This is a genomic window from Microcoleus sp. AT8-A3 (assembly GCF_036705675.1).
In the GTDB taxonomy this organism is placed as follows: Bacteria; Cyanobacteriota; Cyanobacteriia; order Cyanobacteriales; family Microcoleaceae; genus Microcoleus.
Map to the genome: position 1 here is coordinate 19,165 of NZ_JAUBVD010000042.1, position 18,379 is coordinate 37,543.

Below are 18,379 nucleotides of genomic sequence, written 5' to 3' on the forward strand. Positions count from 1 at the left end.
TGTTACTATAGCAACTTGCCAAACGGAGCTTATCATGACTACAGAAGACAGAGCGAAGGCGATCGGCAAAAATTTAGAAGGCAAAGCTCAGGAAATTTTAGGTAATATTACGGGCAACAGAAAAGACCAGGTTGAAGGCAAAGCCAAACAAGCCGAAGCGGCTGCCCGCCACGCAGCAGAAGATGCAAAAAATGCGGTTAAAAATCTGGCAGAGCAAGCCAAAAGGTCGATCGACAAATTGTAGAAACCGCGCTATACCCAATCCTGGCGAAGAGTATTCGCTTCATATCAAATCCTTTGCTATCAAGGATTTGATATGATTTATTTTTGGAAGGTGCAAAAAAATGGGTGACTCCTGCGATATCTCCTCAAAAGCGCACTGGAGAAGTCCCTATTAGACCTCTTGCAAAAGATTTTTATGATATAATGAAAATGTTTGCTTTAGTTGATTGAATCCCAACTCCTCACTGCTTTTGGCTCGGAGCATTACCACGATTTTAATTCGACTAAAAAAATAAAATTAATTTTCATCCCGAAACAAATAGCTTACAAGATAGTGGCTATCAAGGGATAAAGAATGAGCGCACCAATAGTTATCTCCCTAAAAATCAACCTAAAAAGGGGAAACTGTATCTTTGAGAAAAAGACTACAATAGAGTTTTAGCACAGGAGCGAATAGGGAATTGAACAGGTTAATCGAAGTCTCAAATTTTTTAAAATATTGTCGAGTCGTTATGGTCTGCTTTGTAATTTGTTGTCAGCAATTTACAATTATGAGTTGGCTCTAGGGGATTCAATTTAACACCTGTGATGATAACATATATCTTTTTTGCAAGAGGTATATTATTCCAGATCGATAACCAATTACCAAGGAATTCATAATTATGTCTGCTGTTAGCTTAATTCAGGCCAATTCCTACGATCGCCAAATTTTACAAACATCTTTAGAAAGTTTGCTCGCACCCTTGGGCGGAATCTCGGCTTTTGTCAAATCGGGCGATCGGGTTTTACTCAAACCCAATCTCCTCACCGGTTCTCGCCCTACAAAAGAATGTGTCACCCGCCCAGAATTGGTTTACTGCGTCGCTAAAATGGTCATTGAGGCGGGAGGAAAACCCTTTTTAGGCGATAGTCCGGCTTTTGGTAGCGCGATGGGTGTGGCAAAAGCTAATGGTTATTTGCCTCTGTTGGAAGAACTGAATTTGCCAGTTGTTGAGTTTCAAGGAAAACGCTACGAAACAGTCAGCAAAGATTTCAATCATCTGCGAATTTGCAAAGAAGCAATGGAAGCGGATGTAGTGATTAATTTGCCCAAACTCAAATCTCACGTTCAATTAACGGTGACAATGGGCGTGAAAAATTTGTTCGGCTGCGTTCCCGGCAAAATGAAGGCTTGGTGGCACATGGAAGCTGGCAAAGATAGCGCCAGATTCGGTGAAATGCTGGTAGAAACTGCTCGGGCAATTAACCCAAATTTGACGATTTTGGATGGAATTATCGGTCACGAAGGTAACGGGCCAAGTGGGGGCGAACCTAAGTTTTTGGGAATTTTGGCCGCCTCTGATGATGTGTTTGCTTTGGACAGAACTTTAGTGGAAATTATTAATGCCGATCCGGAGGCGGTTCCCACTGTAGCTGCGGCGATGAGATTGGGGCTTTGCTCGAATTTAGAGGCGATTGATTTTCCGCTTTTGCAGCCGGAAAATCTCAAGGTTTTGGATTGGAAGTTGCCCGAAAGCATGATGGCGATCGACTTTGGTATGCCCCGCGTGGTGAAGTCGGCTTTCAAGCACCTTTATATCCGGTTTATAAAAGAAAAGTTCAGCATCAAGGCTTCGCATTAGCGAAGACAGAAGGGGTAAAAATTTTTTTTACTCCTTCTACTTCGCCAGGGTAATTGTCAAAAAATATTATTATATTACAAGATATATATTTATGTAAAGTTTATAATAAATTTGTTATAAATCTATGGTTTCATTACGTAGACCTGCTTAAACCGCATAATGTAACACCATGTAAACAGGTTTAAGTCAGCCATTAGAGAGCATTTGGAGACTTTGCCCTCGTTTACCTAGGGGCGTTTTTTCCCATCGACTTACTTAAAGCATTGAGATCGCCGTATTCGCAACTCGCGCTCATTCTTGCTAGTTAGATGATTTTACTTAAGTAAAAATACTTAGAACAGCCATTGCTTTAACCAAATTCACCCTAAAATTGCACTTTTCTTTATAATTTACCCCTAAACTATAAAGATTTAGTAAAGCTCGGAAAAGATTATTGACACTTATACGTAGATCGCAGATGATTGCTACATATCAAACAGACCTCCCATTAAATAATAAAGGTCTAATCCAGTTGCTGAATCAATCTTAAGTATTAGATATCTCCGAAACCGAGTCTGAAATGCTTCTCGTATCAGGCGGCGAAATTAAAATTCGGTAAATGTCTGTTATATTGATAAACAGCCCTTGCCAAGAACAGCAAAGATTCACTACCGCATCAACCGTAAAAACTTACAATCAGGGAGTCCCTAACCTATGCTTACTAACAACAATCTGACTATCGTACAGCCACTCAAAGTAAAGCTTTTGCCAAACGGTGAAGTTTTACTCACCCGCAAATTGATTGAAGCAGTTGGTGAGTTAGCCGAGTATTGGTCGGGATCTATTACGGTGATGATGGAAGAAACGAAAAAAGACAACGACCAGATAGATTCAAAAATATTCAAACTTGATGAATTGCCATTCAAACTGGAAATAATTTCTTTTGACAAAATCACCCCAGCTTTACTACATCAGCATCAGAGTTCGCTGGTATTGGCAGCCCCGGAATACAGACAGAACCATATCAGTAAAGTGTGTAAAATAGCGGGAGTACCGTGTATTTACGTTTCCGAATACAGTCTGAAAACTCGCAAACAAATCGTGAATGTGAGTACGAGCAATCCCTTGCTCCGTTTGCGAAGAATTATTTGGACTTACATTCAGGAATATAAGCAGCGCAAGGCAATCGCAATGGCAGATGGATTGCAGTGCAACGGCACCCCTACTTACCAAGAATACAAGCATATCAATCGCAATCCACAGTTTTTCTTTGACACGCGGATTAGCGAGGATATGTTAGCAACAGAAGCTGATATTGAACGGCGCACTGAAAACCGCTCTCCAGATATGCCTCTGCGGCTAGTATTCTCAGGTCGCCTAATTAAGATGAAAGGAGCAGATCATTTACTTGAGGTCGCTAAAGAACTCAAACAACTGAAGGTGAAATTTGAAATGTTCATCAGTGGTATTGGTGAATTAGAAGAGATGATGCACCAGCAAATAGCGGCCAATCAACTTAATGATTGTGTAAAAATGCTTGGAGTGCCTGACTTTAAAACAGATTTCTTCCCCTTTGTGAAGAACAATATTGATTTGTTTGTTTGCTGTCACCGGCAGGGCGATCCTTCTTGTACTTACATAGAAACTATGGCTGCTGGCGTGCCGATTGTTGGCTATGCTAACGAAGCATTCGAGGGAATTGCAGAAATGTCGGAGACGGGATGGGTTGTGCCAATGAATCAGCCTAAACAGATGGCGAAGAAAATTGCAGAACTCAGCCACAACCGGGAAGAAATTAAATCGATGTCGTTCAAGTCCCTCAAGTTTGCTCAACAGCACACATTTGAGAAGACTTTTCAAGCTCGCGTAAAACATATGCACGCTATTGCCTACTCAACGCGGCCTAATCCAGTCACCGAAAGTCAAGTATGTGATGCTCCCGATATGGTTTTGGCGTACAGTCAACTGCCTTAAGAATCCTTCTGCCTATGATTGAGACAGGTTTCATTAAGGTAGCCACGGAAATCGGAGGTTTTGTAAAGGCAATGGTTGAGGCGAGCGATCGTCATTAGATTTAGATGTTTTTCTCAAACTTAATAGCATCCAACTCGACTGGGCGATCGCACTTGTTCCATAGGTTATCAAGTATTCTTTAGTGGGTTACATTTTCTTGGCAACTATCAGATCCCACAGCAACTATAAACAATGGAGCGACCAACTCATTTTCCTTTCCACCGGAACTGGCAAAACTAACAGGGGTTTTAAGTAGGTAGGCGGGATTAAACCGAATACTGTAACAGTATGTAAATAGGCTTAAGTTAGCCAGTAGAGATCATTTAGACATTTTACATCGTTTACATAGTGGCGTTTTAAAGCGCCGACTTATAAGCTGTTGCGGCCTTTAAATTGTATGTCAAAAAAAAATCAAAGTCTTGTGGGATGGGCGTCCTGCCCGCCCTGAATATACAATTTAAATGCGCGACTGCTTACCAATTTCCTAAAGTCCTGCTACAGAGATATCCTATCAAATAAATTTCCATCCCCTCAAAGAAGCAATAACTTCCAACGTCAACTTATTTAACTATTTTTTCTCCGCTGCTCTCAACTCTTCTATTTGGTCAAATCTCAACCATTTCAATGTTTTTTTACGTAGCCCGACAGTCATTCTATGGGGTTTACTTCCGGACTGTATGGGGGTTGAAACAGCAGGGTAAGCTCATCTAATTTGGGATAAATTGTACTTGACTTTAAGGGCAAGATATAAAGGATCATCGTGTCAAGAGTGGTTCTTTTGAACTCATTTGAGATACAGCATATTCCATGTAGATGTGGTACACACAAGAAGAGCGATCGCCTGCTGTTTGGTGCGGATACACCCGTCAATCTGTAAGTTTTATCGACCTTTTAAATAGAACTTGCAGATTGATGGGTGTATCCGCACCTTATTTACTACAAGATAGTGTGTACTACATATACATGGAATATGCTGTATAAACACCCTAAACATACAGCATATGCCCAAATCTTATTCAACAAAAAAACAGGGATTAATGCAAAGAAATTCACCCGCATTAATCCCCAATTATTCCAGATTAGATTAAGCCAGATTAAGCAGCAACTAAACCGCTGTGTCTCAACAAAGCTTTAGTGCTCGGTTCGCGTCCCCGGAAAGTTTTAAACACTTCCATCGGGTGCAAACTGCCGCCCAATCCTAACACTGTATCTCGGAAGCGCTTGCCTGTAGATGCGATCGCACTTTCATCTTCCAAACCCGCTTCCTCAAACGCCGCAAAAGCATCAGCGCTGAGCACTTCAGCCCATTTATAACTGTAATACCCCGCCGCATACCCGCCCGCAAAAATGTGTCCGAAAGCGCACAAAAATGCGTCTTCTTCCAGAGGAGGCAAAACAGTCGTAGTTTTAGCGATACGGTTGCGGACATCGGCCACAGTTTCGTTGCCGCCCGATCGATAGCGGTGATGCAATTCGATGTCAACGCTGCTAAAATGTACTTGCCTGAGCATGACGGTGCCGCTCATGTAGTGGCGCGCTGCTAGCAGTTTTTGGTAGTAGTGTTCCGGCAAAGTTTCCCCGGTTTCGTAATGCTTTGCCATCCCGAACAAAGTCGCGCGATCGTAACACCAATTTTCCATAAATTGACTGGGCAATTCCACCGCATCCCACTCAACATTATTGATGCCCGAAGCCCCCGGATAGTCTACCGTTGTCAGCATATGCTGCAAACCGTGACCGAATTCGTGAAACAAAGTTTCGACTTCCAAGAAAGTCATTAAACTCGGTTTGCCGTCAACCGGAGGACTTTGGTTGCACACCAAATAAGCCACCGGCAACCGCGTGGTTGTTTTTCCCGCTTCCACAAATTTAGCGCGCACCACGCACTCGTCCATCCAAGCACCGCCGCGCTTTTCTTCGGGGCGACTGTAGGGGTCTAAATAGAAATTGGCGATCGTATTTCCTGCTGCATCATCTATTTGGAAATAGCGCACATCTTTGTGCCACACAGGAGTTTGACCGTCCGCCGCAGTTACTGTCACACCGAACAGCCGCTTTACTAATCCAAATAATCCCTCTAATACCTGTGGCAAAGCAAAATAAGGCCGCAATTCTTCGGCACTAAAAGCAAACTTTTCTTCCCGGCGCCGTTCCGACCAAAAACCAATATCCCAGTGCTTCAAATCCCCAGCTTCCGCCGCGCCTTTTTCGGCAGCAAAAGCTTTCAATTCTTCTAAATCTTTGACAGCAGCATCATAACTAGCCTGACGCAATTCTTCTAACAAAGCTTCCACTGCTGCAACATCGGGAGCCATTTTGCTCGCCAAGCTCAATTCGGCATAACTGCTAAACCCTACCAAAGCAGCTTTTTCCTGGCGCAAAGCTAAAATGCGATCGGTCAACGGCCAGTTATTCAATTCTCCGCTACTTGCTCTGCCGATAAAAGCTTTGTACAACTTTTCGCGCAAGTCACTGCGGGTGCTGTGCTGCATGAAAGGGCCGTAACTCGGAAAGTCTAAAGTAATCCGCCAAGGGCCGTTTTCGGCATCCGCATTTTCTTCGCCCGCGCTGCGAGCGGCTTGAGCTGCTAAACTCAACAAACTCGGTGGCAAACCGTCAATTTCGTCTTTGTTTGTGAGGGTGATGCTGAATGCTTTGGTAGCGTCGAGGACGTGATTAGAAAACTGGGTAGTAATTTCGGCCAATTCTAATTGAATGGCATTAAAACGATCTTTTTGCTCGCCTTCTAAACCGACGCCGGAGAGTTGGGCGTCTCGGAGAGCGGCTTCGACAATTCGCTTTTGAGCTGACTCTAAGCTGTCCCAATTTTCGCTTGCCCGCAGCGCTTTAAAAGCTTCATAAAGCGGTTTGCTTTGACTGAGCTTGCTCCAAAATTTTACTACTTCCGGCTGCACTGTTTCGTGAGCCGATCGCAGTTCCGGGCTATTTTTCACGCCCATCAAATGTCCGACAATGCTCCAGCTCCAATTTAAACGCTCTCCGAGTCGCTGCAATGGTTCTACTAAGCCGCTCCAAGTCGGCTCTACAGAGGCTTCTAAGGCAGCTAGCGAGGCTTCTAGTTCGGTCAGCAGTTGGGTGATGGCGGGGACTACGTGTTGTGGTTCGATCGCGTCAAATGGGGGCAATCCTTGACCGATTAGTAACGGGTTATCAGCAATAGTTACGGTTGCAGTCATTGATTTTTCTTGTAACAGGTTGAAAACAGTTGAACTAGACAGATTAGCTTTTAATCTTTTAACACAGTTGTCGAAAAAGTAGGACTCGATCGGGCGTGAGTCGGAGAGTCGGAGAGTGTCGAGCGTGTCCGAGGGCAAAAGTATTCCTTCTGACTGATGACTAATGACTGCTGACTAATGACTACTGACGGTTCTCTGGTGTGTGCTGCAACTCCTTGACAACTGAGATTAAGCGCTTGAGGTGAGGTTTGACAACTTCTTGCTGCTCGTGTTCCAAACGGTGGATTTGAGCTTGGACAATCGACAAATCCGCACTCGATTGGTGTGCGGGAGCTTGCAGTTGGCTTTGCAAATTGGCCATGACTTTCTGGATTTCCAAAAATCTAGTATTTACTACTTCCCAGTCGTCTCTGGTGATAGAAGTTTCTGCCAAGCCTTGCGTCGCACTTTGCAGTTGCTCTATAGCCTGTTCCACAGCTTGGAGATTCGCCCGTTGGCCAACCGATAAATCTTGCAGTTGTTCGCTCACCTGCTGGCGGACATCGAGCACAGCAGACGCCACGATTTCTTGCAAAGAAGCTACCGACTCTCCTAAACTCAGTAACTGCCGCTGAATATCGATCGACTCCTCAACAGCCTCATGCCTAGGTAGTGCAGCCATTTGCTGGCGCAGCGCTGCAATATCTGCAGACAACTGCTTGCGTAATTTAACAATTACCGTCACCGCCGTTTTTTCGACTTTATTGACAGACTTTTGGACTTGGGCCATTTCCGAATTTTGATGCACCCGCACTTGCTGCTCGAACCGATACCGGTTAGCAACATTCAGCGACAAAGCCAAAGTTAGGGGAGCAACCCCGTAAAAAGCTTGACCCGACACTGCCACCGCCAGGGAACCCACACCAGAGGCCGCCAGAGAGGCGTACTCTGCCATCTCCAGCCAGTGCCTTTGAGGAAAACTTGGTCTCAAGTGGTTTGCAACAGAGGGTTTTGGCTTCCGCACGGCTCTTTGGGTCATAGTATTTGCTCGTTGTGGGTAAGGTTGCGAGACTGGGTGGAGCATCGATTTCTATCCTTTTTTCAGTTATATGTTTTAGATTATTTCTTGGCACTCTTCTATTTTTACCTTTGTGAGTAAGTTAAGGATGACTGACATATTATTATGTATTTGGGAGCCTGTGGCGATCGCCCCTAATTTCGGCTGTTAAAAGCTTCGCCCCCACGCGCCCTCTATTTTACAGGAGTTAGCGCGATCGGGTTCGGGCGATCGACTTCGGGCTGCCCAGGCTCACCGAAAAATGCCTAAGACTATTTTAGATTTTAGATTTTAGATTAAAAGTTAAAAAATGCGACCTACTCAGGGCGATCGTCGTTTGGAGCTTGTCGGGAGTTGCCTTTTTGTTCGCCCATTGGTATAATCTACTCTTTCTCAATTCCCCCTCTCCAATTTACTGTAAAAATTGACCAATGAATTCAGAAAAACCCGGAATTGGCGATCGGCTAAAGTCTATTTTCAGTATCGCCATCTTTATCATTCTCGTACTAGGAGTAGGCTTTTTAAGCGTGAATTTTATTTCAGCTCTCTATGCAAAATTTTCTTAAAATTAGTCCTGGACGCATGGTGTCCCAGAAACCGGGTTTTTTGCGAGAATATTTGGTCGCAGCCACAGATTCCCTGAAAAACCCGGTTTCTTTGGCTTTGATGCGTAAGTCCTGAAAATGACTGATGAGTAACGTTCTTTTTTTAGATTTCCAATTTCGCCGAAGTTGTCGGGAATGTGGAATATTGTGTTTTTTTCAAAATTTATCATAATTTCAACTGTAAAGATTGTGGTCTGGGTCTAGCCAGACAATATAAAAAACATTTTCACTAAAAAAGCCATGCACCCTGCCGTATTCATTAGCAGATATTTGAAACTGGTAGGGAACATTTACTAGCTCGTCTTCATTGGGAATGCCAAAGCCATTAGGTTGAGTAGTATTTTTCCAAACTATGCCATGACAGCGCAGACTTTTACTCTGATTATTGATAATTTCTTGAGCATTCAATTGTGACAAATCGCGCAGCCTTCTCAATAGAGATGCTAGATACTTAGCATCTCTACCGCCAATGGAAAACTTATCTTTATCATCCTGATAATACCGGAAAGAAAAACTAATTCCTTCCGGTATTTTTACATCCAGACGATTGATGCTAGATAAAGATGGCTGGCGGCGTATATCTGCTTTTTTAATTTTCTTCGATGACACGGGTTTTGTAAAATTCTCTCATTAATTCCTTGGTAATAATAGCATGAGAAGGTTCATCTTTTGGCAAATCACCTCTAGCATTAATCCAAGGGTCTTCGCGGCGCACCATCAATTCTAACTCATAGGCATCGCAAAAGAAATACTCGTCGGATAACTCGTCTAAAAACTCTTGTACTTCTTTGGGAAACTCTGGTTTTTCGACTTCTTTCAGAATTGGCTTCCAGTCAAATTGTTCTTTGTATTCATAAAATAAAGCCGGGATAGTCGGCCCGTGCACCCAAGCTTCAAAATCTTCATCAAAAAGCGGTGTATCCTCAAAGGCTAAATACCATGCTTGGGCGTAGTACAATAGTTTTTGTAGCTTGTGGTTGCTGAGATAGGAGCCTACATCATTCGCGAACCAGAGGTAGTAATCAGCGAGTTTTGAGGCTGTTGTGACTGTAGTTATTGTGGTCATATAACTCGACTCAATAAGTTTTGTATTCTATGATAGCACAGTCACCACTCTTTATGATGGGGCGGTTGAAACCGCTTCTTGTCAAACAAAGTCTGCCTCTGCAGACTAAGAAATAAAGGAGGTGTTTAAGCCGGATTGGGTATAACTGAAATCTTACCCTCTGTCAAAAATTTGTAGGGGCGGGTTCACCAACAATAATTGCCTAAAACGAACAATCTCGTAAACCCGCCCCCACCCACGAAAAAGCCCCTTATTGATATTGGTGCGACATCTCCGTTACAACCCTTTGATATATTGCTTCAGTACAGGTGGCAAAGTGTAAAGACTTTCCTGTTTTTCGCTCGCACAGCGCCGCGATAGAGATTGCAAGGCGTTTAGCAAATCTGATGATGATATTTGTCCGTTTTGTAGCAATTTTGCCATAATGCCCAATAGGTTATGATATATTTGTTTGCAGTTCAGTTTTTCTCAGATAAGGTTAAAGTTGATTTTTGACGAAGGTAGGCAATTAGAGGTTGTGCAGGCAATTGAGCGGGTGAGAGACGGAATTCTCTGGAAACCTGGAAAAGCAATGTCTCATTTACTCAAAAGGATTAATTTAGGCCATTTAGGGCCGGACGCGACCCTTGAAGAATATAATAGACTTATCAGTTTTATTGTTAGGAATGCTGATGCTAAAGTTTATGTGTATGTCTACGGAGAAACGTTTTATCCGACAGTTACCAGCAGTGTAAACAACACAATATGGCTGGTAATGATGGGCTTGGATGGAGTTTTAGAAACGGCTTTTCCTCCAAAGGAACCGGAAAGCTACCTGGCTAATTCAATGTTTATTTATGTAGGTTTAGTTAAGGATTTGTTATGAATACTTTGGTAAAAAACTATTGTGTAATGGTTGAATTTCCTGATGTGAGTGGGGCTGAACATTTAGAAATGTTGCAACTTAGAGATGAGTTGGCAAAAGTTGAATCTCAACTGAGTGAGGAAGAGAAAGGTGTATTAGCAAATGCAGATCGACGGTTAGTTGAACAAGCAAGGGAGTTTTATGAGGAGTTGTCGAGATTTGTGGATTTAATGCAGAAGCGCAAATTTGAGGAGATTACACCTCAGCGTTGGTGGTGGTATTTGGATGTTTTGGCATTGTTGCCGAATTTGAGGAAACAAGAGTTGACAAGCGGTGTTGTTTGAAATGTTTATTCACTGTCGATGTTTGTTAAGTGCGATCGTCTAGTTTTGATATACTGCTTTAGTACAGGTGGCAAAGTGTAAAGACTTTCCTGTTTTTCGATCAAGCAGCGCCGCGATAGAGATTGCAAGGCGTTTAGCAAATCGGATGATGATCTTTGTGCATTTTGTAGCAATGTGGCGACGTTGACTGGCTGGTTTTCTGTCGCCAACAATGACATGACTTGTTTTTCGAGTTCGGAAGTGCGATCGTACTGCTGCTGTAAAACATCTTTCAAATCTTCGGGTAACAATATGGTATCATCTATTAATAACTCACTCGCGCCGATTCCCAACTCTTGAATCAAAGTCGCCACGCTTTTTAACCATAAGGGATTGCCTTGGTAGCGGTGAATGAGTGCTTCGCAGTTATCGCTTTCAGCTAATCCTTTATCTCTGAGGATTTCCTGTGCGGTCGCAGTGTCTAAACCAGTGAGTTGTAAGGTACGAATGGGAGTATTTTCGCTTGTGAGTTGAGGAACTTCTTTCGGCGGTTCCCAACCGATTAGCAGAAAGCAACTTTGATGGGATAATTTTTCTATTTGTTTGAATAAAGAGCGATATTCTTCGTAGTCTGGTTTATATTTTCCTGCCAATTCGCCGCTACAGAAAAGGTTGTGAACGTCATCCAAGACTATTAAACAGCGATGGTTTTGTAAATACTTAATCAGCGGTAAGCGTTTCTGGTTTGTTGGGGATGAATCAGGGTTTTCTGACTGGGAAAAAAGCTGTGTTAGGTTAGATTGAAATTTATCGATGGTGGGAAATTCGTCTAGTGTGTACCAAGCTGCGTATTCAAACTCGTCTTTGATTTGTTGTACGAGTTGTACTGCTAGGGATGTTTTGCCGATTCCGCTGATACCGGTGATGGTGATGAGGCGGCAGTTTTGTTGTATAATCCAGGTTGTGAGGGTGTCGAGTTGGGGGGTGCGATCGTAGAAATTACCCAACTCCGGCATCTCGCTTAAATCTTGATGTAAAGTTTTGGTTGGTTTTGCGTTAGCTGTTTCCTGATTTGGTGGGTGTGAGTTTGGTATATCTGGCGGGTGTCTACCTTCTCCACAAAAACTAATATTCCTAATTTGCACAGAGTCTTGTGCAACATTTGATGAGAATAAGGAGAATTGCAATCTCTCTATTGCCGATCGGAAATTCTTTTTATTAACATCTTCTCCCAACTCTTCTGAAAGTATCGGCCATAACTTTGAGCCAACATCCCTCACATAACTTTCGTTACAGTGAATATCATCGGCAATTTTGGTGTATTTTTCACCTTGCATGGTACCTCGCAGAATTGCCTCTTGTAAGTTATCGAGGTGCTGACCGGTTTTGGCAAACACCATCTCGTCAGCCATTTTTAACACTTCCTTAAGATTCATGCAGTATGGTGGATGTTGTGATTTTCCGTATTATACCTAACATTTTCCAACATTTTCTGGCATTTACAAACATTTTTTACATAAGGCGAGTTGGAGTAGCCAACAAAATTGCCAACAAAATCCAGCATTTTTGGCTAGACAAAGCTTTGATTGCCAAGGAAAATAGGAGAAGTATTAAAGCGTAAATTGAGATATTTAACGCTTGCAGTTTTATACCTTGTAACAGTGTGTTAGAGCGCAGTTGCGTTCTCATTAATAGTTAGCTTGTTAACAGTGCATGGCTCCAAAACAAAATCGAAGATCGGAAAATCGTTGTCGTTATTATGTTCGGCGTGAAGCTGAACGTCGTGGTTGGGATCTGCGTCACGTTAGTAGCGGAGGAGATGTTTTAGAGGAGCAAGAAATTGAGGCTTATTTCCATAATATTGGTCTTCAAGGCGAACGCCCGGACTTTCTTTTCTGTTTGGTAAGTGATCCCACGATTATTGTCGAGGCAAAAAACGAAGCAGGTAAACTAAAACAAGCACAAAAGGAAGCAGAGGATTACGCTGAAAAAATCAATGCAACAGGTAAATACAGTATCAAAGTAGCGGTTGGTGCTGCGGGAGAAGAAGATAAAGGGTTTGAGATCAGTGTTTCTTTTTTGACTCATCAGGGATGGATTTCTCTCACTTCACATGGCTTCGCCCTAACTACTTTTCCAACCAAAGCAGAAATTGAAATTGCGCTGAAAACCGATAATGGCTCAACAAAAGTTAGTGTACCATCACAAGCTGAGTTTGTTGATGCCGCAATTGAAACAAGTCGTATTCTACGCACTGCGAAAATAGAAGCTCCACTTCGTCCTAAAGTGATTGGTGCTTTAGTTTTGGCTATGTACCAGGGACAAATTGATACAACTCCTACTAATGCGTTATCCTCAGTTAATACACTAGCTGAAAGTGCTATTAATGGCGCCCACAAATTACCAGATAAAAATAAACAACGACTCAAAGATGCTCTTCGTTTATCCGGGGCAGATTTTAATCGCCTTTCTCCTTATATTGGTCGAGTAGTCAATACACTAAAACGCCTCAATGTTCGCTCAGTCATACAAACGGATGCTGATTTTTTGGGAATGTTCTATGAAGCATTTTTGCGTTATGGCTATGATAACAATGCCCTGGGAATTGTTTTCACACCACGACATATTACGCGGATGTGTGCCGAATTAGTTGGAGTTAGTGTACGAGATCGGATTATTGATATTGCTGCGGGTACAGGCGGTTTTCTCGTTGCTGCATTTGATGCCATGATGCAACAAGCTCGTAGTGCTGCTGAAATTGAGAAGGTCAAAGATTCAATTATTGGTTTTGATACTAATCCGACTGTTTGGGCGCTTTCGATGCTCAATATGTTCTTTCGAGGAGATGGTAAAAGTCATATTTATAACGAAAGCTGCTTTGACGAAAATATATTCTCGATTGTAAATCGTAGATGCACTAGAGCGTTTCTAAACCCGCCGTTTTCCCAAGACGAGGAGCCGGAGTATCTATTTGTTGACCGAGCAATGGATGCACTAGAACCAGGTGGATTATTGACTGTAGTTGTATATGCTGGAATTTTCGCCGATATGGATCACAACGCATGGCGACAACGTTTTCTACTCAAACATAAACTCCTCGCCATGATTAGCCTTCCTGAAGACTTATTTTACCCGACTGCTGCACCAACCTCGATCATGGTTGCTGAAGCTCATGTACCTCTTGCCTCAACTGACAAAATATTCATGGCGCGAATTTGGAATGATGGATATGAAAAGCTTAAGGGTAAGCGTGTGGAACGAGCAGGCAATCAGATTGATGAGATTGTCAACCAATTTCATGTTTTTATGAAAGGTCAAACGGTGATTTCTGAATTAGTCACAGTCGTAGAAGGATGTGACATTCTCCCATGAGCAATATCGAGTGGAGTCCACAACAATGGCTACCTCAACCTAAACTCTCAGAACGCGAATTTGAACGTTTACGAAGTGAAGCTATGCGCGGCATCTTTGAAGCGGTGACTTTGATGCCAGACTTGGCTGATGTTGTTCTTGAAGATTTTGGGGTTGCAGATGAAGAGGATGACGGTAATGAATTACCTTATGGAACTCATGGAACACTTTCCAAATACTTCGACATTAAGAATGGACGCTCGATAGGTGAAAAAAATTACATTGAAGGCGCGATTCCCTATATAAGTAGTGGTGACTCGACCAACAGCATTATCAGCTTGATTGATCCTGTTCCAGAGGAGGTGTTTGAGCAAGGCGGCATCACGATTACTGCTTTTGGCAAAGCAGCGTTACAGCCCTGGTCATTTATGGCAAGGGGCAACGGTGGCAGTTCAGTTCGGGTTTTGTTGCCCAAGTACAAGATGAGCCTCAACGATTTGCTCTGGTTTGTGGTGCAGATTAACAGGCAAAGATGGCGTTTTTTCTATGCTCGGATGGCAATTAAGGGGCGTATCGCCAATCTAGAAGTCAGTGCTCCTCCCAAAGCTTTAGTAGACACTGGAAAAACCTTGTTTGAGCGAGTTAGAGTCTTTCGTGAACAGCTTGAAGACCTTGTACACCTCAAGACCAAGCTTCCAGTTTAGATCAACGTGGAAGTGCGATCGCCCGATAGCGCATCAAGACCGATCGCCCTTTCTTGTTTCTGATGACCGATCGCCTAAAATGAAAGAGCGATCGCCCATAAGTCAAGAACCCCCGCACACCATTATGACCATCAAAGAACAACTCCTCCAAGCAATCGAAGCTTTGCCCAGCACAAGGCTTGCTGAAGCCCTCACCTTCGTGACATCTCTCTCCACCAAACCTTCGATTGCATCTGCTAAATCCTTCCTCGCTCACCTCAAGACAATCGGCACTTGGTCAGGTGACGACTTCCAAGAATGTCTAGAAGCCGTCCAAAACTCACGCGGCGAAACCGAATTTGACTACAGCCCCAATCCCTTTGAATAATGTTTCTTCAAGGGCACCAACCATTGTAGTTATGCCCTACTAGGCAACACTCAAATACTCGATCGCCTCGCTAACCTTGGGGATGAGCCGATCGCCACCTGCACCATCGTCAAGGGTGAACTGATTGACATGGCGGCGCGATCGCAACAACGACAGGTAAATCTTGCCCTAGTTCAACGCTTCCTGCTTGGGCTATACATCTACCCCATCGACGAAACCACCGCCGAAATTTACGGCAATCTTAAAGCGGCAGTTTTCGATCGCTACGCCCCAAAAGACAAAGCCCAACGCCGTAGAACCAACATGACTCAATTGGGCATCGGCGAAAATGACCTGTGGATTGCCGCCGTTGCAATCCAGCATCAACTCACCCTAGTGACGGCCGATCGAGACTTCCAACGGATTCAAGCAGTTCAGCCATTTGAGTTGGAATCCTGGATCTTAACATCGCCAGAGTAAGGAGGAAGGATCTCGCCCCATCAAAACAAACAGCGATCGCCCTTTCTTGTTTCTGATGACCGATCGCCTAAAATGAAAGAGCGATCGCCCTTCACACCAAATACCAAACAGTAGGATGATTCTACGGAGTGCGATCGCCCTTTCTATCAACTCCTGAAAACTTGCACTTTTTCCTCCATATCCAATCCCCCTTCGTCTAAAATGTCAGCAGAAGACTTCCGAGCGATAAACTCATCTAACAGCTCAAAAAACCGATCGAGTGCTTTGCTTTCATCCTCTGAATAAAACAGAATGACGTTAGCCCAAGATTGGCTAGTCTGCAGGTTGAATCTTTTTCGTATCCATTCAGGAAACTGCATAAAATCGCTATCTTGTTTCGTTGGCTGTTCTCCTAACTCATATTTAGCAACGCTGTAACCCGATAAAAAAGCCTGAAGACAAATAATTGAATGTCGTCCCAAGTACATTGAAGGAGCTTTCTTAATTTTCTCAATTAGCGTATATAAATCGTGCATTTTTCACCTCATTTTTTTGAAAATAACTGTAAGTTTTGCTGCTCAAAATTCCTCTTCTATAATCTTAAAACTTCCCATACCCAGTTCCAGAGTAGGTGATGTTAAATTTTGTAGCCATTCCTGCCGATTCACGCCACTACAATCTATATTATCAAACACAATTTCCTGTTCGTCGATTGTAATTGATATCCCTTGATGGTAGCCATTAGTAGCAATTTGCTGCTGTCGTCGTAAATCATAAATCACTGACCAAGGTAGGTCTTGCCTTTCTAAATCCAGTTTAATCTGCTTACCATTTAGGTTTCTGATGGTCAAGAACTCTTTGATAGCCTGACTGCATTCAACACATTGAAAGACCCCATAGCGACTGGCAATTTTAGCGATATCTTCTCGAATTTCATCTAAACTACTCGGATCTAAACTCAAAGTGTAAAGTTTACCTCCTATATTTAGGTACAAGTATATCTCAAAATCATTGCCATTGAGCGGGCAGATTGCGTAGCGTGCGATCGCGCTCTTGCAAGGCTTGTCCAAGGGATCGCGAGATCCCTTCACACCAAATACCCAACACTGCGATGATTCTACCAAGTGCGATCGCCCATCAAAACTAATAGCGATCGCCGTTACAATCAAAGTATCAATCCTCGTGAGATGCCGCGATGACCATCAAAGAACTCCTCATCCAAGAAATAGATAGCACCCCTGACGAACTGCTTGCGGATCTTCTCAGTTTGGTACGATCGCTAAAATCCACTCCAAACCCCCAACTTAATACCTACGAACAACTGCTAGAACGAATCGACTACCTCGAAGCTATCATCGGCATTCGCAAAGGACTCGAAAGCTTCGATCGAGGTGAAGGAATCCCAGTCGAGAAAGCCATGACAGCGCTACAGCAGCAGTTCAACATTCCTCAGAGTCTATGAGTTCCTAGAAGTCAGTCACATTGACATTTTTGATTTTCGCCATTTTGCCCTAAATAGTAAAATACAGAAGTAAGCTAGGCAATTGCCAACCTCCCTCTTCTGCTTGAGAGTACAATAGATCTATGAAGTTTCAGTGGGACTCAAACAAAGCGATTAGTAATGCCAAAAAGCATGGTGTGTCTTTTGAAGAAGCTGTCACTGTCTTCGGAGATCCACTGGCTATTACAATTTCTGACCCTAACCACTCTGTAGGTGAGTTCCGTCTTTTAACGATCGGTCAATCAAATTTACAGCGCCTTTTTGTTGTGTCCCATACAGAACGACAAGGTGAAGTGCGTTTAATCAGCGCCCGTTTAGCCACCCGACAAGAGAGAAAAAGCTATGAGTCAGGAACCTGAAGTAACAATTAATGACGAGATGAGACCTGAATACGATTTTTCAGGTGGTGTCCGTGGCAAATACTATGAAGCCTATATGAAATCAAGTAATGTTGTGATTCTCGATCCAGACGTAGCAGAAATATTTCGAGACTCAGCTTCTGTCAATGAAGCGTTGCGATTGCTGGCAAAAATTGCCAAGTCTGTCACTGTTTAGGTAGCGCATAGAGCACAACAAATCAGATCCGAAAGTTTCCAGGTTATCTGTGGTTGCATAGGTGGAAAGCAAGGGGTGGTGCGATCGCCCCTAACACCAGATACCAAACACTGCGATGATTGTACCCAGCTCGATCGCCCTTCACACCAAATACCAAATCGATGTCTGCGGTACAATCAAGGTAAAACGCATGATTAATCTTTCAAAAATTACCACGCTCAACTGACTGGTGACTAACTAATGTAAAAACTTGCGAACTTGATATTCGCGACTTTCGGCGATCGCAATGTGCAAATCGCCCATTTGGGCATCCAACTCATCTATTGTGCTTTGCGGAACCGACTTCCACTTCTCCCTAGTTTCCCAGCGAATCAACATCACCACCTCATTTTCCACCGGATCTACCCAAATTTCTTTGCCTAAAAAACCGTCCCAACTTTTTAGTCCCGCCGTCCAAACTTCCTGATCTCGTTGAATAAACTGCTCCCACTTTTCTTGAGGTACTTTAAATTTTAGCCACTCAATTACCATCTTATTTCCTATTTGTAAATAGCCA

The 18,379-nt window shown here is 43.2% G+C and carries 21 protein-coding genes and 2 pseudogenes; 14 read left to right on the forward strand and 9 right to left on the reverse strand.

Annotated elements, in window-relative coordinates; all coding sequences use genetic code 11:
- Positions 1 to 34: 34 nt before the first annotated feature.
- The 4 genes and pseudogenes from QUB51_RS21570 (at position 35) to QUB51_RS21585 (ending at position 3,797) form a co-directional block, all read left to right on the forward strand.
- The gene (locus QUB51_RS21570) at positions 35 to 244 is read left to right on the forward strand and encodes a CsbD family protein (protein ID WP_333055930.1); all 210 of its coding nucleotides are present in this window, start codon (positions 35 to 37) and stop codon (positions 242 to 244) included.
- Positions 245 to 460: 216 nt separating this feature from the next.
- Positions 461 to 802 (forward strand): annotated as a pseudogene (locus QUB51_RS21575) (transposase family protein); the annotation flags it as partial.
- 82 nt (positions 803 to 884) lie between these two features.
- On the forward strand, positions 885 to 1,844 hold the full coding sequence (locus QUB51_RS21580; protein ID WP_333055929.1) for a DUF362 domain-containing protein: 960 nt from the start codon (positions 885 to 887) through the stop codon (positions 1,842 to 1,844).
- A 693-nt stretch (positions 1,845 to 2,537) separates the two neighbouring features.
- Positions 2,538 to 3,797, forward strand: coding sequence for a glycosyltransferase (locus tag QUB51_RS21585; RefSeq protein WP_333055928.1), 1,260 nt, complete (start codon positions 2,538 to 2,540; stop codon positions 3,795 to 3,797).
- A gap of 1,133 nt (positions 3,798 to 4,930) precedes the next feature.
- On the opposite strand, the gene QUB51_RS21590 is transcribed toward QUB51_RS21585, so the two are convergent.
- Positions 4,931 to 7,033: a M3 family metallopeptidase gene (locus tag QUB51_RS21590; RefSeq protein WP_333055926.1), complete on the reverse strand. Its 2,103-nt coding sequence runs from the start codon at positions 7,031 to 7,033 to the stop codon at positions 4,931 to 4,933.
- Between the two features lie 181 nt (positions 7,034 to 7,214).
- Complete coding sequence (locus QUB51_RS21595; protein WP_333055925.1) at positions 7,215 to 8,051, reverse strand: hypothetical protein; 837 nt, start codon at positions 8,049 to 8,051, stop codon at positions 7,215 to 7,217.
- Between the two features lie 567 nt (positions 8,052 to 8,618).
- Here QUB51_RS21595 and QUB51_RS21600 point away from each other — a divergent pair.
- Positions 8,619 to 8,750 carry a hypothetical protein gene (locus tag QUB51_RS21600; RefSeq protein WP_333055924.1) on the forward strand — a complete coding sequence of 44 codons (132 nt, stop codon included), beginning with the start codon at positions 8,619 to 8,621 and terminating at the stop codon, positions 8,748 to 8,750.
- 98 nt (positions 8,751 to 8,848) lie between these two features.
- On the opposite strand, the gene QUB51_RS21605 is transcribed toward QUB51_RS21600, so the two are convergent.
- The 3 genes and pseudogenes from QUB51_RS21605 to QUB51_RS21615 form a co-directional block, all read right to left on the reverse strand.
- On the reverse strand, positions 8,849 to 9,283 hold the full coding sequence (locus tag QUB51_RS21605; RefSeq protein ID WP_333055923.1) for a hypothetical protein: 435 nt from the start codon (positions 9,281 to 9,283) through the stop codon (positions 8,849 to 8,851).
- Positions 9,264 to 9,740 carry a type II toxin-antitoxin system antitoxin SocA domain-containing protein gene (locus QUB51_RS21610; RefSeq protein WP_333231171.1) on the reverse strand — a complete coding sequence of 159 codons (477 nt, stop codon included), beginning with the start codon at positions 9,738 to 9,740 and terminating at the stop codon, positions 9,264 to 9,266. Before QUB51_RS21610 ends, QUB51_RS21605 begins: the two co-directional genes overlap by 20 nt.
- Positions 9,741 to 10,016: 276 nt before the next feature.
- Positions 10,017 to 10,163: pseudogene (locus tag QUB51_RS21615) on the reverse strand (ATPase); the annotation flags it as partial.
- 61 nt (positions 10,164 to 10,224) lie between these two features.
- Between QUB51_RS21615 and QUB51_RS21620 the strand changes: the two are divergent.
- A complete protein-coding gene (locus QUB51_RS21620) occupies positions 10,225 to 10,605 on the forward strand; it encodes a hypothetical protein (protein ID WP_333231173.1) in 381 nt (126 codons plus the stop codon).
- 26 nt (positions 10,606 to 10,631) lie between these two features.
- Positions 10,632 to 10,928, forward strand: a complete 297-nt coding sequence (locus tag QUB51_RS21625; protein ID WP_333374641.1) for a hypothetical protein — start codon at positions 10,632 to 10,634, stop codon at positions 10,926 to 10,928.
- A 5-nt stretch (positions 10,929 to 10,933) separates the two neighbouring features.
- On the opposite strand, the gene QUB51_RS21630 is transcribed toward QUB51_RS21625, so the two are convergent.
- Positions 10,934 to 12,343: an ATP-binding protein gene (locus QUB51_RS21630; RefSeq protein ID WP_333263258.1), complete on the reverse strand. Its 1,410-nt coding sequence runs from the start codon at positions 12,341 to 12,343 to the stop codon at positions 10,934 to 10,936.
- Between the two features lie 277 nt (positions 12,344 to 12,620).
- Between QUB51_RS21630 and QUB51_RS21635 the strand changes: the two genes are divergently transcribed.
- The 4 genes from QUB51_RS21635 to QUB51_RS21650 all read left to right on the forward strand — a co-directional run bounded on the left by QUB51_RS21635 (position 12,621) and on the right by QUB51_RS21650 (position 15,788).
- Complete coding sequence (locus QUB51_RS21635) at positions 12,621 to 14,279, forward strand: HsdM family class I SAM-dependent methyltransferase (RefSeq protein ID WP_194011528.1); 1,659 nt, start codon at positions 12,621 to 12,623, stop codon at positions 14,277 to 14,279.
- Entirely contained in the window at positions 14,276 to 14,962 is a 687-nt protein-coding gene (locus QUB51_RS21640) for a hypothetical protein (RefSeq protein ID WP_194011529.1), read from the forward strand. The genes QUB51_RS21635 and QUB51_RS21640 overlap by 4 nt, the downstream gene beginning before the upstream one ends.
- 79 nt (positions 14,963 to 15,041) lie before the next feature.
- Positions 15,042 to 15,329: a hypothetical protein gene (locus QUB51_RS21645; protein ID WP_228042137.1), complete on the forward strand. Its 288-nt coding sequence runs from the start codon at positions 15,042 to 15,044 to the stop codon at positions 15,327 to 15,329.
- 54 nt (positions 15,330 to 15,383) lie between these two features.
- Positions 15,384 to 15,788, forward strand: coding sequence for a type II toxin-antitoxin system VapC family toxin (locus QUB51_RS21650; protein WP_333263273.1), 405 nt, complete (start codon positions 15,384 to 15,386; stop codon positions 15,786 to 15,788).
- A gap of 146 nt (positions 15,789 to 15,934) precedes the next feature.
- On the opposite strand, the gene QUB51_RS21655 is transcribed toward QUB51_RS21650, so the two are convergent.
- Positions 15,935 to 16,303, reverse strand: coding sequence for a hypothetical protein (locus tag QUB51_RS21655; protein ID WP_194011531.1), 369 nt, complete (start codon positions 16,301 to 16,303; stop codon positions 15,935 to 15,937).
- Between the two features lie 42 nt (positions 16,304 to 16,345).
- Positions 16,346 to 16,936 carry a papain fold toxin domain-containing protein gene (locus QUB51_RS21660; protein ID WP_333206935.1) on the reverse strand — a complete coding sequence of 197 codons (591 nt, stop codon included), beginning with the start codon at positions 16,934 to 16,936 and terminating at the stop codon, positions 16,346 to 16,348.
- Positions 16,937 to 16,962: 26 nt separating this feature from the next.
- Between QUB51_RS21660 and QUB51_RS21665 the strand changes: the two genes are divergently transcribed.
- From QUB51_RS21665 to QUB51_RS21675, 3 genes are all read left to right on the forward strand, one after another.
- Positions 16,963 to 17,229 (forward strand): prevent-host-death family protein, encoded by a 267-nt coding sequence (locus tag QUB51_RS21665; RefSeq protein ID WP_194011533.1) that lies wholly within the window; start codon positions 16,963 to 16,965, stop codon positions 17,227 to 17,229.
- A gap of 122 nt (positions 17,230 to 17,351) precedes the next feature.
- Positions 17,352 to 17,627, forward strand: a complete 276-nt coding sequence (locus QUB51_RS21670; protein ID WP_333055915.1) for a BrnT family toxin — start codon at positions 17,352 to 17,354, stop codon at positions 17,625 to 17,627.
- Positions 17,611 to 17,823 carry a hypothetical protein gene (locus QUB51_RS21675; RefSeq protein WP_106147613.1) on the forward strand — a complete coding sequence of 71 codons (213 nt, stop codon included), beginning with the start codon at positions 17,611 to 17,613 and terminating at the stop codon, positions 17,821 to 17,823. The genes QUB51_RS21670 and QUB51_RS21675 overlap by 17 nt, the downstream gene beginning before the upstream one ends.
- A 237-nt stretch (positions 17,824 to 18,060) precedes the next feature.
- On the opposite strand, the gene QUB51_RS21680 is transcribed toward QUB51_RS21675, so the two are convergent.
- The gene (locus QUB51_RS21680) at positions 18,061 to 18,354 is read right to left on the reverse strand and encodes a TIGR03792 family protein (RefSeq protein WP_333055914.1); all 294 of its coding nucleotides are present in this window, start codon (positions 18,352 to 18,354) and stop codon (positions 18,061 to 18,063) included.
- Positions 18,355 to 18,379: the final 25 nt, after the last annotated feature.

What these genes read in the sequence shown, in the direction of transcription:
- QUB51_RS21570 (WP_333055930.1), top strand. Translation starts at nt 35, where the DNA reads ATGACTACAGAAGACAGAGCGAAGGCGATCGGCAAAAATTTAGAAGGC.
- QUB51_RS21580 (WP_333055929.1), top strand. Translation starts at nt 885, where the DNA reads ATGTCTGCTGTTAGCTTAATTCAGGCCAATTCCTACGATCGCCAAATT.
- QUB51_RS21585 (WP_333055928.1), top strand. Translation starts at nt 2,538, where the DNA reads ATGCTTACTAACAACAATCTGACTATCGTACAGCCACTCAAAGTAAAG.
- QUB51_RS21590 (WP_333055926.1), bottom strand. Translation starts at nt 7,033, where the DNA reads ATGACTGCAACCGTAACTATTGCTGATAACCCGTTACTAATCGGTCAA.
- QUB51_RS21595 (WP_333055925.1), bottom strand. Translation starts at nt 8,051, where the DNA reads ATGACCCAAAGAGCCGTGCGGAAGCCAAAACCCTCTGTTGCAAACCAC.
- QUB51_RS21600 (WP_333055924.1), top strand. Translation starts at nt 8,619, where the DNA reads ATGCAAAATTTTCTTAAAATTAGTCCTGGACGCATGGTGTCCCAGAAA.
- QUB51_RS21610 (WP_333231171.1), bottom strand. Translation starts at nt 9,740, where the DNA reads ATGACCACAATAACTACAGTCACAACAGCCTCAAAACTCGCTGATTAC.
- QUB51_RS21625 (WP_333374641.1), top strand. Translation starts at nt 10,632, where the DNA reads ATGGTTGAATTTCCTGATGTGAGTGGGGCTGAACATTTAGAAATGTTG.
- QUB51_RS21630 (WP_333263258.1), bottom strand. Translation starts at nt 12,343, where the DNA reads ATGAATCTTAAGGAAGTGTTAAAAATGGCTGACGAGATGGTGTTTGCC.
- QUB51_RS21635 (WP_194011528.1), top strand. Translation starts at nt 12,621, where the DNA reads ATGGCTCCAAAACAAAATCGAAGATCGGAAAATCGTTGTCGTTATTAT.
- QUB51_RS21640 (WP_194011529.1), top strand. Translation starts at nt 14,276, where the DNA reads ATGAGCAATATCGAGTGGAGTCCACAACAATGGCTACCTCAACCTAAA.
- QUB51_RS21645 (WP_228042137.1), top strand. Translation starts at nt 15,042, where the DNA reads ATGAAAGAGCGATCGCCCATAAGTCAAGAACCCCCGCACACCATTATG.
- QUB51_RS21655 (WP_194011531.1), bottom strand. Translation starts at nt 16,303, where the DNA reads ATGCACGATTTATATACGCTAATTGAGAAAATTAAGAAAGCTCCTTCA.
- QUB51_RS21665 (WP_194011533.1), top strand. Translation starts at nt 16,963, where the DNA reads ATGACCATCAAAGAACTCCTCATCCAAGAAATAGATAGCACCCCTGAC.
- QUB51_RS21670 (WP_333055915.1), top strand. Translation starts at nt 17,352, where the DNA reads ATGAAGTTTCAGTGGGACTCAAACAAAGCGATTAGTAATGCCAAAAAG.
- QUB51_RS21675 (WP_106147613.1), top strand. Translation starts at nt 17,611, where the DNA reads ATGAGTCAGGAACCTGAAGTAACAATTAATGACGAGATGAGACCTGAA.
- QUB51_RS21680 (WP_333055914.1), bottom strand. Translation starts at nt 18,354, where the DNA reads ATGGTAATTGAGTGGCTAAAATTTAAAGTACCTCAAGAAAAGTGGGAG.